The sequence below is a fragment of the Pseudomonas sp. 22085 genome, assembly GCF_052045815.1.
Lineage (GTDB): Bacteria > Pseudomonadota > Gammaproteobacteria > Pseudomonadales > Pseudomonadaceae > Aquipseudomonas > Aquipseudomonas glycinae.
Window position 1 is genome coordinate 112,756 of record NZ_JBQEQA010000006.1, and the last position, 14,079, is coordinate 126,834.

15 protein-coding genes and 1 pseudogene are annotated in these 14,079 nt (G+C 59.0%); 7 read left to right on the top strand and 9 right to left on the bottom strand.

Annotation, left to right across the window (positions count from 1 at the left end; translation table 11 throughout):
• Positions 1–182: 182 nt before the first annotated feature.
• The 4 genes from ACTJK7_RS08900 to ACTJK7_RS08915 form a co-directional block, all read right to left on the bottom strand.
• Complete coding sequence (locus tag ACTJK7_RS08900) at positions 183–485, bottom strand: hypothetical protein (RefSeq protein WP_108560030.1); 303 nt, start codon at positions 483–485, stop codon at positions 183–185.
• A 510-nt stretch (positions 486–995) separates the two neighbouring features.
• Entirely contained in the window at positions 996–1,469 is a 474-nt protein-coding gene (locus ACTJK7_RS08905) for a hypothetical protein (RefSeq protein WP_159085202.1), read from the bottom strand.
• Positions 1,470–1,728: 259 nt separating this feature from the next.
• Positions 1,729–2,148, bottom strand: coding sequence for a hypothetical protein (locus tag ACTJK7_RS08910; protein WP_085605541.1), 420 nt, complete (start codon positions 2,146–2,148; stop codon positions 1,729–1,731).
• A 248-nt stretch (positions 2,149–2,396) separates the two neighbouring features.
• Positions 2,397–3,857 (bottom strand): tyrosine-type recombinase/integrase, encoded by a 1,461-nt coding sequence (locus tag ACTJK7_RS08915; protein WP_440780629.1) that lies wholly within the window; start codon positions 3,855–3,857, stop codon positions 2,397–2,399.
• Positions 3,858–3,900: 43 nt separating this feature from the next.
• On the opposite strand from ACTJK7_RS08915, the pseudogene ACTJK7_RS08920 reads away from it, so the two are divergent.
• Positions 3,901–4,092: pseudogene (locus ACTJK7_RS08920) on the top strand (L-aspartate oxidase); the annotation flags it as partial.
• On the opposite strand, the gene ACTJK7_RS08925 reads toward ACTJK7_RS08920, so the two are convergent.
• Both ACTJK7_RS08925 and ACTJK7_RS08930 read right to left on the bottom strand, forming a co-directional pair.
• Positions 4,061–4,513 carry a protein YgfX gene (locus tag ACTJK7_RS08925; RefSeq protein ID WP_440780631.1) on the bottom strand — a complete coding sequence of 151 codons (453 nt, stop codon included), beginning with the start codon at positions 4,511–4,513 and terminating at the stop codon, positions 4,061–4,063. The pseudogene ACTJK7_RS08920 and the gene ACTJK7_RS08925 sit on opposite strands and share 32 nt — an antisense overlap.
• Entirely contained in the window at positions 4,497–4,751 is a 255-nt protein-coding gene (locus ACTJK7_RS08930; protein ID WP_007957989.1) for an FAD assembly factor SdhE, read from the bottom strand. Before ACTJK7_RS08930 ends, ACTJK7_RS08925 begins: the two co-directional genes overlap by 17 nt.
• Before the next feature lie 149 nt (positions 4,752–4,900).
• Between ACTJK7_RS08930 and ygfZ the strand changes: the two genes are divergently transcribed.
• Positions 4,901–5,842: a CAF17-like 4Fe-4S cluster assembly/insertion protein YgfZ gene (ygfZ, locus tag ACTJK7_RS08935; protein ID WP_011332899.1), complete on the top strand. Its 942-nt coding sequence runs from the start codon at positions 4,901–4,903 to the stop codon at positions 5,840–5,842.
• A 35-nt stretch (positions 5,843–5,877) separates the two neighbouring features.
• Entirely contained in the window at positions 5,878–6,699 is an 822-nt protein-coding gene (locus ACTJK7_RS08940) for an HDOD domain-containing protein (RefSeq protein WP_039772686.1), read from the top strand.
• Here the strand turns inward: ACTJK7_RS08940 and ACTJK7_RS08945 are convergent, their stop codons facing one another.
• Together ACTJK7_RS08945 and ACTJK7_RS08950 are read right to left on the bottom strand one after the other, a co-directional pair.
• On the bottom strand, positions 6,700–8,085 hold the full coding sequence (locus ACTJK7_RS08945; protein ID WP_064383088.1) for a sensor histidine kinase: 1,386 nt from the start codon (positions 8,083–8,085) through the stop codon (positions 6,700–6,702).
• A complete protein-coding gene (locus tag ACTJK7_RS08950) occupies positions 8,078–8,749 on the bottom strand; it encodes a response regulator (protein ID WP_007957980.1) in 672 nt (223 codons plus the stop codon). Before ACTJK7_RS08950 ends, ACTJK7_RS08945 begins: the two co-directional genes overlap by 8 nt.
• Before the next feature lie 450 nt (positions 8,750–9,199).
• On the opposite strand from ACTJK7_RS08950, the gene ACTJK7_RS08955 reads away from it, so the two are divergent.
• The 4 genes from ACTJK7_RS08955 to ACTJK7_RS08970 are packed head-to-tail and all read left to right on the top strand — an operon-like array spanning position 9,200 to position 13,238.
• On the top strand, positions 9,200–10,177 hold the full coding sequence (locus ACTJK7_RS08955) for a Bug family tripartite tricarboxylate transporter substrate binding protein (RefSeq protein WP_011332896.1): 978 nt from the start codon (positions 9,200–9,202) through the stop codon (positions 10,175–10,177).
• Between the two features lie 56 nt (positions 10,178–10,233).
• Positions 10,234–10,692 carry a tripartite tricarboxylate transporter TctB family protein gene (locus tag ACTJK7_RS08960; RefSeq protein WP_011332895.1) on the top strand — a complete coding sequence of 153 codons (459 nt, stop codon included), beginning with the start codon at positions 10,234–10,236 and terminating at the stop codon, positions 10,690–10,692.
• A 1-nt stretch (position 10,693) separates the two neighbouring features.
• Entirely contained in the window at positions 10,694–12,208 is a 1,515-nt protein-coding gene (locus tag ACTJK7_RS08965; RefSeq protein WP_011332894.1) for a tripartite tricarboxylate transporter permease, read from the top strand.
• Positions 12,201–13,238, top strand: a complete 1,038-nt coding sequence (locus ACTJK7_RS08970; protein WP_108560020.1) for an AbrB family transcriptional regulator — start codon at positions 12,201–12,203, stop codon at positions 13,236–13,238. The genes ACTJK7_RS08965 and ACTJK7_RS08970 overlap by 8 nt, the downstream gene beginning before the upstream one ends.
• Before the next feature lie 136 nt (positions 13,239–13,374).
• Here the strand turns inward: ACTJK7_RS08970 and ung are convergent, their stop codons facing one another.
• Positions 13,375–14,070: a uracil-DNA glycosylase gene (gene ung / locus ACTJK7_RS08975; protein ID WP_440780632.1), complete on the bottom strand. Its 696-nt coding sequence runs from the start codon at positions 14,068–14,070 to the stop codon at positions 13,375–13,377.
• Between the last annotated feature and the right edge of the window lie 9 nt (positions 14,071–14,079).

A 14,079-nucleotide genomic window follows, 5' to 3' on the forward strand; every position in this document is an offset into this window, starting at 1 on the left:
GAGGTGACCCTTTGATCGACCTTGGCGCCATAGACGCACACGACAAGACGGCAAGGAGGGAGCCGCATGGGCATCTTCCAAGGTCGATCAAAAGGTTCTTGGTTTGGGTTATGTGGCTAATGCTGGATCAGGACATGGCAAGCCTGAAGGCATCTGAAGGGCACCAGTGAGGCGACACTGGGTTATTGCTGGACTGCTATGGGACGAGCTTTGAGGATAACGGGAACACCCTTCACTGCTCCGTAAAGAGCGATCAGGTCGAGACCAGTAGCAGCCATAAGAGCCTCAAGGGAATTCATTAGGAATGTTCCCAACTTACCCGAGACGAACTCATTGGTTTTCTCAGGGGGCCTGTTCGTGAAAACATCGAGAGCTTTTAGATCGAACAAAGCGGTAGAGGATCGACCGGTCATTGCCGATTCGATAGACAACAAGGTTTCACGATGTTGATGATCGAGACCATCGAGTTTGAAGTGAAATCGCATAGGCCTCCTTTGAGACGAACTGAAAGAATGGGATGCTCATGATCACCAGACCAATCCCTAACTTAGAGAGAACTTGAGAAGACCTTTAAGACAAGAGCAAAGATTTATTTAAATAGTAATAATTAGAGCTACTCAATGAGTAATCTTTGGAATCTTTAAGGGTAAAGGCCCCCATGAACATTGAGCAATACACGGTGGCCCCAATCCCGTGCAAGGCTTCCCAGCGATGCCCTCAAGAGGCACCGACTAACGATCAGCAATTTCAATGTTCGCTCCTTCCTACTGGAGCCAGACACGAGGTCTGTTTACCGGGGACAGTTGAGCGTTGGCGATCTGGTCGCGCTTGGCACTCGGTGGTCTCTGGTCGGAACCTTGAAGGAGCCGGTAGGAATCTGAATGGTCAGCCGGACAACGATTTATTTTCGTTGGTGTGTTGCCCGGTAGCCATAGTGAGGGTTTTTAAATTCTGGTTGACAGATGCAGCATTTTCCTGAGAAACCCTTGAGGAGATCAGCGGCTGGTCTCGCCAGTCCCCACGTTCAGATAAACCTTGTTGCTAAGGGTCATCCCTCCGCAATAAGTGAAGTACATTCCCTTCCCTCTATTCGGTGAGGACATCCACCCACCCATTTCCTCAAAGTCGCTCTCGCTGCAAATGCCTTCATTGATTAGCTTCCGGGCGCCTTGAGAGAATTGCGCTCTGTAAAGTCTATAATCATCCGACCCCTTAATAAGCGCATCATCACCAATTGCTCCATTTGCTGGATCTTCAGGGCGATTCACAGCCAAATCTTTTGCTTGAACCCATTCAGCAAACTTACCATCTGTGATGCCATTTGAGCTTACACAGGCTGCATTTCCATCCTTCACATACTCACTAACTCCATTTACACAGGAAGCTGAGTATCGTTTAGTTATCCGCACCCACGCACCTTTTTCCTCGAGAGCCTTGACGCTTTCCCTAAACATCAGACGACCTGCCACCCCGCACTCAATCGCAGGACAGGTGTGCCGATCCGTGCGGTCTGTAGTTACCCATAACTGACTCTCCGCAGCAGCGGACCCAGAGAGGGCGTGAAGCGTAATAAAAAGCACGGACTGGAAGCGGAACATCCTTTGTTCAATTTTGAGCCCTTCCTAAGGTGATTAGAGGTATTGGGTCGAGTAAATCATAGATTTCATTAGCCTATTCAACTCAGCGGTGCAGGGGCTATCCGGTTAAATCAGGCGTTTCAAAAGAAGCTTACAAACTCTTACCATCAGCATTTTTTATGGCTTGATCGGCCACATCGCAAATAAATTTGGCGATACTTGAGGCTACATTCCCGCTCTCAAACAGAAAATCATTTTCAAATTTGTACTCACCACTAACACTTAAAGTTATCAGTTTCCCCATTTTACTTTTGCAGTCTCCAGCAGAGACGTACCACTTGTTCAAATCTATTTTCGTTGGCTTCGTGCTGACCATCCTCCCTGCTATTACCGCGATAGGCACACCGCTCTTGTTTTTTGAAAATTCAAACGAACCGGTCTTAGCTTCCCACTTTGTACCATCGTCAGACGTGGCAAGGCCTATCCAACTTTTCTCCGCAGATGCTGAATAACCGAGGAGTGGAAATATTGCCCCCATCAAAACAACCAAACACTTCTTATTCACACCCATTTATCTTCACTCATCCTATATGCCGTAACTCACATGAACCAAATGCAAACATTGACAACCACCAATTCACGCGCCCCAACCAAAATTATTGCGCACTTGAAGAGCGTCCCAAGGAAACACCTTAAGCCAAATTAAAGCAGATAGGTGCATCATGCGCTTGAAGCCTCCTTTGATGAATCACTTAACGATATCATTCAGGCATCACTCAGGCGACAGACGAGATTTCTGTCATTCAGAAACAGTGATATCTAAGCGAGCAAAGCCGTCTTCAAGGCCTCACCCATCCGCCCCACCTCCACAGCACTGCCCGCCCCATACAGGTCGTTACTGATAGATCCCGAAGCGTGGCCCAAGATTGCCTCGGTGATTTCCACTTGAGTCGCAACGGCCTTCAATGCGCCTGCCAATGAGTGGCGGAGTGAGTGGAATGTCTGTGTCCGGTCAGCATTCAAGTTCAGGACATCTCGGAGAGCGCCATTGAGAACCGCAGAGAACTGCCCTGCACCCAGCTTGAACAACTGCGAGTCGGCCTTCTCGACAAACCTGAGGAACGCTTGAAGATCAAACCCATAGGCCCCATCGGTCAGCGGTACGACACGGAGCGCATTCTTGGTCTTGGCTGTCTTGCCATCGTTCCTATTGATGTCGATGACCCAGATGCCATTACCGTCAGTGCCTGGGATCTTCTTAACATCAGCCTTGGTGAGCTGCCTCAGTTCCTCAATACGAGTCCCAGTGATGACCCCAAGAGACAATGCCCAGCGCTGCCACGAGTCTTCAGGAAGAGTCTTGGTATGGGCCATGAGTGTCTTTACTTGATCCTGAGAGAACGCCTCACGGGAGCTATCGGCGCCTTTGGTAGGCTTTAGACCCTTATCGAAGCTCTTGTCGATGTAGCCGTTATGCACAGCCCAATCCATGACAGTTGTAAGGCGGGTCAGTATCTTCTTCACGGTGGAAGCTGAGCGATCCTCAAGGAGCTTTTCCTTCAGAGCCACCATGTCAGCCCGCGCGTGGGTCTTCAGGTCAAGCTCACCCAGAACAGCAGCTATAGAGCCACAAGAAGACTTTATGTCCCGCATGGTGCTTGCCTCTACGTGTTCCTTGCGCTCGTCCATGTAAAGCTCAGAGATGGCCTTGAAGGTCAGCGGCTTGGAAGCTTCGGACGATAATACAGATAGGGACGGACGGAGGGCCACAGACGTGCCACAAGACTCTTCTTTAAGTCCCCTAACGATCTCGACCAGCTTCCCCGGCCTCCCGTTCAGGCGCTCCTGAGATGCCTCAATGATCTCCAATGCCTTGCCCACTGCTCGTTGCTGATTCAGGCTCAAAGACATCTTGGCGCTGGCCTCTCGGAGCGCTTCATGATGCTCATCATGGATCATTTCATAGGCGACCAATGAGCTATCCCCGTGCGCCATCGTCAAGGATGACTCGGCGATGTCTACCAGACGCTCACGGAGTTCATCCCAAGTCGCCTCAGGGTTGTCGAAGTGATACGCCTTGAGGGTCTTGAGGATGTCCTTCGAGATGGTCATAGCGGTGGCCTTGTCGGTAGTTCTGAGCGAAAGCGTGAAAAAGCCAGTATCAGTGCCTTGAGGGCGAAGGCGAAGGTAATAGCGACCAGACCGGCGATAGTGGTACGGCTTGGCGAGCGCAGTTTGTAACAGGTTTGTCCCACTTTGGGAGCGGTGGTTGACGGTCATCGGCTGAAACCCCTGTATCCATTGGGTTTAGCCTCATAGGGTCGAGTTCTACAGCAACTATAAAGTCAGTCGCGACCTGATCGAGCTGCGCAACCTGGCGCAGGTAGCGGAACTGATGATCCGCTCGGCCATGGAGCGCAAGGAAAGCCGGGGCCTGCATTACACACTCGACTACCCAGACCTGCTGCCCGAAGCACTTGACACTATTCTGGTGCCGCCCACCTACGTCGGCTGAACTTGAGGCGTACCCGCAGGCGTCGGTGCAGATCCGCCGCCTGCGAGTCTCGGGGCACACAGATCGACCTGACCCGCCGCTCACCGCGCAAGCGAAAGCGCAGCACCACAATCAATGGCAGCGCCAGGCTGTCCGGTCGCAATTGCACCGCCTGCCAGCCATCGGCCTTGTTCCACAACTGCCAGCCATCGGCGTCCCGGCGCAATCGGCAAAATGCCTTGGGATGACTCAGCAGGATCTGGCGCGGCAACACCCAGGCAGCATGACCGAGACACGCGAATACCCCGAGCAGAGAAGCCCAGAACGGAATCGACAATATAAGCAGAGTACCCAGCGCGAATGCCTGGGCCAGCAGATACGCCGCCAGCAACTGCCGTGAGGCATGCCAGCGGCATTCGAACGTGTTACTTGGGCTGGACACGATCCAGAATCATGCGAACCATGCGTTGCAGCTCGGGATCTTCCGATTCGCTGCGCTCCATGAACCAGCCGAACATGTCCTGATCCTCGCACTCGAGCAGGCGGACATACAGCGCGCGATCCACCTCGTTCAGATTGGCGTAGACCTCTTTCACGAACGGCACCAGCAACACGTCGAGTTCCAGCATGCCGCGACGGCTGTGCCAAAAGAGGCGATTCAGTTCAACTTGTTCGACCATGGAGCCCTCCTCAAATAGGCCGCAAGTATACAGGCCCGAAGCGGGCCGAACAGTCGGCTTTGGTCGGGCGCCATCGATCCTTTATGAACTACCCATTTCAACACCACCCCCTTATGATGTGCCCCAGTCTATTTACCCTGCGATGACCCATGGCCGATTCTGCTTTTTTCTGCACCCTGTCTCATGAAGGCGTTCTCGCGGTTCGCGGCGCGGATGCCGGCAAATTCCTGCAAGGCCAGCTGACCTGCAACATCAATTACCTGAGCGAAACCCAGGCCAGCCTTGGTGCCCGCTGCACACAGAAAGGCCGGATGCAGTCGAGTTTCCGCATCGTGCTCGAAGGCGACGGCGTGCTGCTGGCGATGGCCGGCGCGCTGCTGGAACCGCAACTGGCCGATCTGAAGAAGTACGCCGTGTTCTCCAAATCGAAACTGACCGACGAAAGCGCCTCCTGGGTGCGCTTCGGTCTGGATCATGGCGATGCGGCCCTGAGCAGCCTGGGTCTGGAACTGCCGGCAGAAACAGACAGCGTGGCCCGCCACGAAGGGCTGATCGCGATTCGCGTCTCCCCTAATCGTGCCGAACTCTGGGTGCCTGCCGATCAGGCCGACACCGTCAAAGGCAAGCTGTGCGCGCAATTGACCGAAGCCGAACTCAATCAATGGCTGCTGGGCCAGATCCGCGCCGGTATTGGCCAGGTCATGCCGAGCACCCGTGAGCTGTTCATCCCGCAGATGCTCAATCTGCAGGCCGTCGGCGGTGTGAGCTTCAAGAAAGGCTGCTACACCGGCCAGGAAATCGTCGCGCGCATGCAGTACCTGGGCAAACTCAAACGTCGCCTGTATCGCGTGAAACTGGATGCCGCTGAGTTGCCGGAGCCCGGCACCGCGCTGTTCGCCCCGAGCCACGGCAGTTCGATCGGCGAAGTGGTGCTGGCCGCCCGTACCGAAAAGAATATTGAACTGCTGGCGGTGTTGCAGGCCGAAGCTGCCGAAGCGGGCGACTTGCATCTGGGCTCGGCCGAAGGTCCGGCGCTGCACTTGCTCGACCTGCCATACGAACTGGATCGCGACCGCGAAATCCAGCGTTGATCGCAGCATTTGTTGCAACACCCTAGAGAAACGACATGAGTGAGCTGGCGGATAAGGTCCAACAGGATTTGGTTGAGGCCATCGATAACGATGACCTGGTTCTGCCAACGTTACCGGAAGTGGCCCTGCAGATTCGCAAGGCCGCTGAAGATCCGGATATCAGCGTCAGCGACCTGAGCAAAGTGATCGGCCGCGACACGGCGCTGTCGGCGCGCCTGATCAAAGTGGTGAACAGCCCGCTGCTGCGCGCCACCCAGGAAGTCACCGACCTGCACACCGCCATCACCCGGCTCGGCGTCAATTACAGCAGCAACCTGGCGATCGGTCTGGTGATGGAGCAGATCTTTCACGCCCGTTCCGACGTGGTCGAACAGAAGATGCGCGAAGTCTGGCGCAAAAGCCTGGAAATCGCCGGCGTCAGCTACGCCCTGTGCCGTCGGTATACCCAGCTCAAGCCCGATCAGGCCGCGCTCGGCGGACTGGTTCATCAGATCGGCGTGCTGCCGATCCTGACCTATGCCGAAGATCACTACGAGTTGCTGTCGGATCCGGTCAGCCTCAACCATGTGATCGATCACATTCACCCGTTGCTCGGCGACAAATTACTGCGGGTCTGGGAGTTTCCGGAGCGCCTGGTGGAGCTGCCGGGGCTGTATCAGGACCTCAAGCGCGAATCGCAGCAGATCGATTACGTCGACATCGTGCAAGTGGCCAGCCTGTATTGCCACAAGGACACCGATCACCCGCTGGCCCGCATCGATCCGTTCAGCGTGCCGGCATTCCGCAAGCTCGGCATCGACCCGGAGAACAAGGCGCTGTGCGCCGATCTGGAAGAATCGCGGTCGATGTTCTACTGATCAACTGGCGATAAAGCTCACCCGCACCTTCAAACCCGCCTGCTCACCATCGTGCAGGCTGATCTGCGCCAGATGCGCGCGGCAGATTTCCCCGACAATCGCCAACCCCAGCCCGGAACCGGCCACCTGCTGGTTACGCCGGTAAAAACGTTCGAACACCCGATCCCGCTCTTCCAGCGGAATGCCCGGCCCATCGTCTTCAACCTCCAGCACCGCCGGCGCCGTGACTCGCAGAATCACGTTGCCACCCGGCGGCGTGTGCGCCAGCGCGTTGTCCACCAGATTGCTCAGCAACTCGTTGAGCAATGTCGGCTCGCCGCGCAGCCACACCGGCTCGTCCGCTTCCAGCGCCAACGCCACGCCACGAGCGTGAGCCAGTGGCGCCATGGCCATGCCCAGCTCGCGGGCCAACTGACTCAGATCGAGCAACTGCGCCCCGCCCTCGGCGATCGCCCGGGCGCCGTTTTCCACCCGCGCCAGCGACAACAACTGGTTGGCCAGATGGGTCAGGCGATCCGTGCTTTGCGCCGAGGATTCCAGTGTGTCGCGCCAGGTCTGCGGCTCGTTCGAGCGCAAGCCCAGTTCAAGTCGAGCCTTGAGTGCCGCCAGTGGCGTGCGCAGTTCATGGGCCGCATCGGCGATGAATTGCGCTTGCCGCTCGAACTGGCCACGCAGGCGTTCGGTGAAATGGTTGAGCGCACGCACCAGCGGCGACAACTCATGCTGGACTTCCACCAGCGGCAACGGACGCAAGTCGTCAGGTTGGCGCTCTTCCACTGCCGTGCGCAGACGTTCGATCGGCCGTAGCGCAGCACTCACCGCAAACCACACCAGCAACAACGCGCCAATCGCCAGCATGCCCAGCCGCAGCAAGGTATCGGCGGCCAGACTGCGGGCCATGCTGACGCGTGCCTCGTCGGTTTCGGCGACGCGGATTTCCGCCATGCCGTTCATGTTCGGCTCGCTGACCGCCTTGAGCAGACTCACCACACGCACGTTCTGCCCCTGATATTTCGCGTCGTAAAAGCGCGCGAGGGCGGGATAGCTGTCGGTTCTCGGGGTGCCTGGCGGCGGGCCCGGCAGATTTTCATAGCCGGAAATCAACTTCTGGTTGATGTCGTTGACCTGGTAATAGATACGACCCGCGCTGTCGTAAGCAAACGTATCGAGCGCCACATACGGCACGTCGGCACTGAGACTGCCATCGCGCTGCGACAGACCGGCGGCGATGGTCCGCGCCGAGGCCAGCAGCGTGCGGTCATAGGCGGTGTCGGCGGCCTCGCGACCGTTCCAGTACGCGCTCAATCCGCTGGCGAGCATCAACACCACCAGCAGCAACGCGAGGTTCCACAGCAACCGCCAGCGCAGGCTGCTGGGCTTATGCATCGCGGCTTTCCAGCAGATAGCCCAGGCCGCGGAAGGTCACGATGGCCACCGAATGGCCGTCGAGCTTCTTGCGCAGGCGATGCACGTAGATTTCGATGGCGTCGGGGCTGGCCTCTTCGTCGAGACCGAACACCTGCGCAGCCAGTTGTTCCTTGCTCATCACCCGCCCCGGACGGGCGATCAGCGCTTCGAGCACCGCCTGTTCGCGGGAGGTCAGCGTCAGCAATTCATCGCCGAGGGTGAAGCGCCGGGTGTCGAGGTCATAGGCCAGCACACCACAACGCTGCTGGCGTTCGCCGCCGAGCACGCTGCGGCGCAGCAGGGCCTTGACCCGCGCCTCGAGTTCGGTGAGTTCGAACGGTTTGGCGAGGTAATCGTCGGCGCCGAGATTGAGCCCGTGGACCCGATCCTTGACGTCGCTACGAGCGGTCAGCATCAGCACCGGCAGATTCTTGCCCCGGGCCCGCAGGCGCGCCAGCACTTCAAAACCGTCCATGCGTGGCAGGCCGACATCAAGGATCGCCACCGCGTACTCCTCGCTGCCCAGAGCCAGGTCGGCAGCCACGCCATCGTGCAAGACGTCCACGGTCAGCCCGGTGCTCTTGAGCGCCTGGGCAACGCTTTCGGCCAGCGGCAAATGGTCTTCGACGAGCAGGACACGCATGGATCTCTACCTCATTCAGGGATGGTCGGCGCCATTCTTTGCGGCGGAGTTTACAGCCGCAACCGCCACTGTGAAGCCCGAAAACACGCGAAAGAATACTGAAAGGTTAGCGAAAGGTTGGGCCGTTAGAGTCGTTTCACCGAAGGTCCCGACTGCCGACCTTCGCCGTTTTGCCTGTACTTGCACCGTAGCTTCAAAACGTAGCTCTCGAAAAACGCCACGATGCGTTTTCGCCAATAAGAACAATAACGAGGTACTGCACCATGCTGTCGACACAGCTTCAGGTTGACCCGTTTCATTCTTCCTCTCGAATTTCCCCGTTTTCGCTTGTCAGCGCCATCCTCGGCTGCGCGGCGTTCAACCCGTCCGGGTCTGAGCCTGATAGCCTGCGCGCGCGAAACTGCCGCACCTGAAACATCCCCAAAAACAACAACTCCCCTGGAGACACTCATGAACCGATCCCTGCGCCGTTTCGCCCTCGCCGCCGGTTGCGTGCTGTTCGCCGGCCAACTGATGGCCGAACCGAAACGTCCGGAATGCATTGCCCCCGCCTCCCCCGGCGGCGGTTTCGACCTGACCTGCAAACTGGCGCAAAGCGCGCTGGTCAACGAAAAACTGCTGACCAAACCGATGCGCGTGACCTACATGCCCGGCGGTGTCGGCGCGGTGGCGTACAACGCCGTCGTGGCGCAGCGTCCCGCCGATGCCGGTACGCTGGTGGCGTGGTCCAGCGGCTCGCTGCTCAACCTGGCTCAGGGCAAGTTCGGTCGGTTCGATGAAACCAACGTACGCTGGCTGGCGGCGGTCGGCACCAGCTACGGCGCCATCGCGGTGAAAAGCGATTCGCCCTACAAAACCCTCGATGATCTCGTGCAGGCGCTGAAGAAAGATCCGAGCTCCGTGGTCATCGGCTCCGGCGGTACCGTCGGCAGCCAGGACTGGATGCAGACTGCGCTGATCGCCAAAGCCGCCGGGATCAACCCGCGCGATCTGCGCTACGTCGCCCTCGAAGGGGGCGGCGAGATCGCCACCGCCCTGCTCGGCGGCCACATTCAGGTCGGCAGTACCGACATCTCCGACTCCATGCCGCATATCCAGAGCGGCGACATGCGCCTGCTGGCCGTGTTTGCCGAAAAACGCCTGGATGAGCCGGAAATGAAGGACATTCCTACCGCGCGTGAACAAGGCTACGACATCGTCTGGCCGGTGGTGCGCGGTTTCTACCTCGGGCCAAAAGTCAGCGATGAAGACTACGCCTGGTGGAAAGACTCCTTCGACAAACTGCTGGCCTCGGAAGACTTCGCCAAGCTGCGCGATCAGCGTGAACTCTTCCCGTTCGCCATGACCGGTCCCGAGCTGGACACCTACGTCAAGAAGCAAGTGGCGGACTACAAGGTGCTGGCCAAAGAGTTCGGCCTGATTCAGTGATCGTCTCGGTCTAGCGTCCATGGTCCTTTCAGCGGGGCCATGGCAGGAGTTCCCTCATGCTTATTCAACGCATTTTTGCCTCGGTGCTGTTGCTGGCCTGTGCCGGCCTGGCGCTGATGGCGTGGCCGTATCAGGCGGCTTTTTCCTACGAACCGGTCGGTCCTCGGGCATTCCCTCTGTTGATGCTGGGTCTGATGAGCCTGGCGCTGCTGTACATGGTGTTTCGCCCGGCGCCGATCAAACACAGCGATGACGAGCCGCCGCTGGATCGCGAAACCCTGACCAAGATCGCGATCTGCGTCGCCCTGCTGCTGGTGTTTGCCGGCTTGTTCGAGCCGCTGGGCTTCATTCTCAGCAGCATTCTGATCGGCATTCCGATGGCGCGCCTGTATGGCGGGCGCTGGTTACCGAGCGTCATCGTCACAACGCTGATGGCGATCGGTCTGTACGTGCTGTTCGACCGCGTGATGGACGTACCGCTGCCCCTCGGCCTGCTCGACGTTCTGGAGAACTGATATGGATACTCTCGGTTATTTGGGTCAGGGCTTCGGCGTCGCGCTGAGTCCGTACAACCTGGTCACCGCCCTGACCGGCACGCTGATCGGCACCGTGGTCGGCTTGTTGCCGGGCCTGGGCCCGATCAATGGTGTGGCGCTGCTGATCCCGATCGCGTTCGCCCTCGGACTGCCGCCGGAATCGGCCCTTATCCTGCTGGCGGCGGTTTATCTGGGCTGCGAATACGGCGGCCGGATCAGCTCGATCCTGCTGAACATTCCGGGCGAAGCCTCCACCGTGATGACCACCCTCGACGGTTACCCGATGGCCCGCAAAGGCCTGGCCGGTGTGGCGCTGTCGTTGTCGGCGTGGAGTTCGTTCATCGGCGCCTTCATCGCCACCTGTGGCATGGTGCTGTTCGCGCCGCTGCTGGCGAAATGGGCGATTGCCTTCGGACCCGCGGAATATTTCGTACTGATGGTGTTCGCGATTGTCTGTCTCGGCGGCATGGCCGGTGACCGACCGGTGAAAACCTTTATCGCGGCGTTGATCGGTCTGTTCCTGTCCAGCGTCGGCATCGACGCCAACAGCGGTGTGTACCGTTTCACTGGCGACAACATTCACCTGACTGACGGCATTCAGTTCGTGGTGCTGGTACTGGGCCTGTTCTCGGTCAGCGAAATCCTTCTGCTGCTGGAGAAAACCCACCGCGGCCAGGAAGCGGTGAAAGCCACCGGGCGGATGATGTTCAACTTCAAGGAAGCGGCGTCGGTGTTCGTGGTGAACATCCGTTGCGGCCTGCTCGGCTTCATCATGGGCGTGTTGCCGGGTGCCGGTGCGACGCTCGCCAGCGCCGTGGCCTACATGACCGAGAAACGCATCGCCGGAGCCAGCGGCAAGTTTGGCCAGGGCGACGCCCGCGGTCTCGCTGCGCCGGAAACCGCCATCGGTGCCTCCGCTTGCGGCGCGCTGGTACCGATGCTGACCCTCGGTGTTCCGGGTTCGGGTACCACAGCGGTGATGATCGGCGCCCTGTCGCTGTACAACATCACCCCCGGCCCGCTGCTGTTCCAGCAACAGCCGGACATCGTCTGGGGCCTGATCGCTTCGCTGTTCATCGCCAACATCATGCTGGTGATCCTGAACATCCCGATGATCCGCATCTTCACCCGCATCCTCGCCGTGCCGAACTGGGCACTGGTGCCGGTGATCGCGATCATTACCGGGATCGGCGTCTACGCCGTGCACGCGACCACGTTCGACCTGTTCCTGATGGTCGGCATCGGCATCTTCGGCTACATCCTGCGCAAACTGGACTTCCCGCTGTCGCCAGTCCTGCTGGGGTTCATCCTCGGCGGCCTGATGGAGCAGAACCTGCGCCGGGCGCTGTCGATTTCCAACGGTGCGCTGGAGATTCTCTGGTCGAGCCCGATCACCTTCGGCGTCTGGGTGCTGACCGCGATCATGTTGCTGATGCCGCTGCTGCGCATCTGGCGCAAACGCTCGGCCGCGCAACGCGCCGTTGCCGATGTCTGATCGGCTCTCCCTCAAAACCTGGTGGGGAACCCCGCTGGTCGGTCTGCTTGGCGGTTTCATCGCCAGCCAGATCGGCTGGCCGCTGCCGTGGATGGTCGGCTCGTTGCTGGCGATCATCCTGGTGCGCTGCCTGACCCCGTGGCAACTCACCGAAATCCCTGGCGGCCGCAAGTGCGGCCAGTGGATCGTCGGCATCGGTATCGGCCTGCACTTCACCCCGCTGGTGATGGAGCAGGTCCTCAGCCACTTCGGCCTGATCTTCTTCGGCGCGCTGGTCACCAGCCTTTCGGCGGTGGTCGGCGTGTGGCTGATGCGCCGAACCGGCGAGGATCGCGCCACAGCGTTTTTCTCCAGCGTGCCCGGCGGCTCCGGCGAGATGGTCAACCTCGGCGCCCGCAACGGTGCACTGCTCAGCCATGTCGCGGCCGGGCAGAGTCTGCGGGTGCTGGTGGTGGTATTGTGTGTACCGGCGGCGTTCAAATATCTGCTGGGTGACGGCACACCGATTTCACACGCCGGCAGCGTCGATTGGCGCTGGCTGGCGATTCTTTTTCCGGCGGGCGGCATGCTCGCCTGGCTCTGGCAACGTTTGCGTCAACCTAACCCTTGGCTGTTCGGCCCGCTGCTGGTCAGCGCGGCGGTGAGCATCGGCTGGGATCTGCACATCGGTTTGCCCAATGGCGGCAGTCAGATTGGCCAGTGGTTGATCGGTAGCGGCCTGGGTTGCCACTTCAACCGGCAGTTCTTCCGCCGCGCCCCGTCGTTCATGGGGCGCACATTGATCGGCACGGCACTGACCATGTTGATCGCGACACTGGCGGCGTTGGGATTGAGTGCGCTGACCCAGCTCGACCTGCGCTCACTGACGCTGGGCATGATGCCCGGCGGGATCGCCGAGATGAGCCTGACGGCGGAAACCCTGCAACTGTCAGTGCCATTGGTGACGGCGATGCAGGTAATGCGGTTGTTGTTCGTGCTGTTTCTGGCGGAACCGCTGTTCAAATACTGGAACCGTAATTCCGAAGCCTGATCCGGTTACTGATCGTTCCCACGCTCTGCGTGGGAATGCAGCCTGGGACGCTCCGCGTCCCAAAGCGGACGCAGAGCGTCCATTGAGGCGTTCCCACGCAAAGCATGGGAACGAGATTAGCTGCCAGCCCTGAGCATCAGACCACCGACGGCAGGCGCCACTCGATCGGCGCTTCGCCGTTCTGCTCGAGGAATTTGTTGGTGCGGCTGAAGTGCCCGCAACCGAGGAAGCCGCGATAGGCCGACAGCGGCGACGGGTGCACCGAAGTCAGTACCAGATGCTTGGTGGCATCGATCAGCTTCTGCTTGCTCTGCGCATGGGCGCCCCACAGCATGAATACCAGATGTGGTTGTTTCTGGCTGACCACCTCAATGATCCGGTCCGTGAAGAACTGCCAGCCCTTGTCCTTGTGCGCGTTGGCGTTGGCACGCTCGACGGTCATGGTGGTGTTGAGCATCAGCACGCCCTGATCGGCCCAGCTCTGCAGATAGCCGTGGTTGGGAATGTCGATGTTCAGGTCGCGCTTCAGCTCTTTATAGACGTTGACTAGCGACGGCGGCGCCGGCACGCCCGGTTGCACCGAGAAGCACAAGCCATGAGCCTGGCCCGGGCCGTGGTACGGGTCCTGGCCGAGGATGACCACTTTCACCTTGTCCAGCGGTGTCGAGTTCAACGCGTTGAAGATCATCGGGCCCGGCGGATAGATTTCCTTGCCGGCCGCCCGCTCCTGCTGCAGAAAAGTGCGCAACTCTGCCATGTAGGGCTGGTCGAATTCGGCACGCAGTGCCTCCTTCCAGCTCGGTTCGAGTTTGATACGGTCGTCAGCAGTCATGGTCATACC

What these genes read in the sequence shown, in the direction of transcription:
- ACTJK7_RS08900 (WP_108560030.1), bottom strand. Translation starts at nt 485, where the DNA reads ATGCGATTTCACTTCAAACTCGATGGTCTCGATCATCAACATCGTGAA.
- ACTJK7_RS08910 (WP_085605541.1), bottom strand. Translation starts at nt 2,148, where the DNA reads ATGGGTGTGAATAAGAAGTGTTTGGTTGTTTTGATGGGGGCAATATTT.
- ACTJK7_RS08915 (WP_440780629.1), bottom strand. Translation starts at nt 3,857, where the DNA reads ATGACCGTCAACCACCGCTCCCAAAGTGGGACAAACCTGTTACAAACT.
- ACTJK7_RS08930 (WP_007957989.1), bottom strand. Translation starts at nt 4,751, where the DNA reads ATGGTCGAACAAGTTGAACTGAATCGCCTCTTTTGGCACAGCCGTCGC.
- ygfZ (WP_011332899.1), top strand. Translation starts at nt 4,901, where the DNA reads ATGGCCGATTCTGCTTTTTTCTGCACCCTGTCTCATGAAGGCGTTCTC.
- ACTJK7_RS08940 (WP_039772686.1), top strand. Translation starts at nt 5,878, where the DNA reads ATGAGTGAGCTGGCGGATAAGGTCCAACAGGATTTGGTTGAGGCCATC.
- ACTJK7_RS08945 (WP_064383088.1), bottom strand. Translation starts at nt 8,085, where the DNA reads ATGCATAAGCCCAGCAGCCTGCGCTGGCGGTTGCTGTGGAACCTCGCG.
- ACTJK7_RS08950 (WP_007957980.1), bottom strand. Translation starts at nt 8,749, where the DNA reads ATGCGTGTCCTGCTCGTCGAAGACCATTTGCCGCTGGCCGAAAGCGTT.
- ACTJK7_RS08955 (WP_011332896.1), top strand. Translation starts at nt 9,200, where the DNA reads ATGAACCGATCCCTGCGCCGTTTCGCCCTCGCCGCCGGTTGCGTGCTG.
- ACTJK7_RS08960 (WP_011332895.1), top strand. Translation starts at nt 10,234, where the DNA reads ATGCTTATTCAACGCATTTTTGCCTCGGTGCTGTTGCTGGCCTGTGCC.
- ACTJK7_RS08965 (WP_011332894.1), top strand. Translation starts at nt 10,694, where the DNA reads ATGGATACTCTCGGTTATTTGGGTCAGGGCTTCGGCGTCGCGCTGAGT.
- ACTJK7_RS08970 (WP_108560020.1), top strand. Translation starts at nt 12,201, where the DNA reads ATGTCTGATCGGCTCTCCCTCAAAACCTGGTGGGGAACCCCGCTGGTC.
- ung (WP_440780632.1), bottom strand. Translation starts at nt 14,070, where the DNA reads ATGACTGCTGACGACCGTATCAAACTCGAACCGAGCTGGAAGGAGGCA.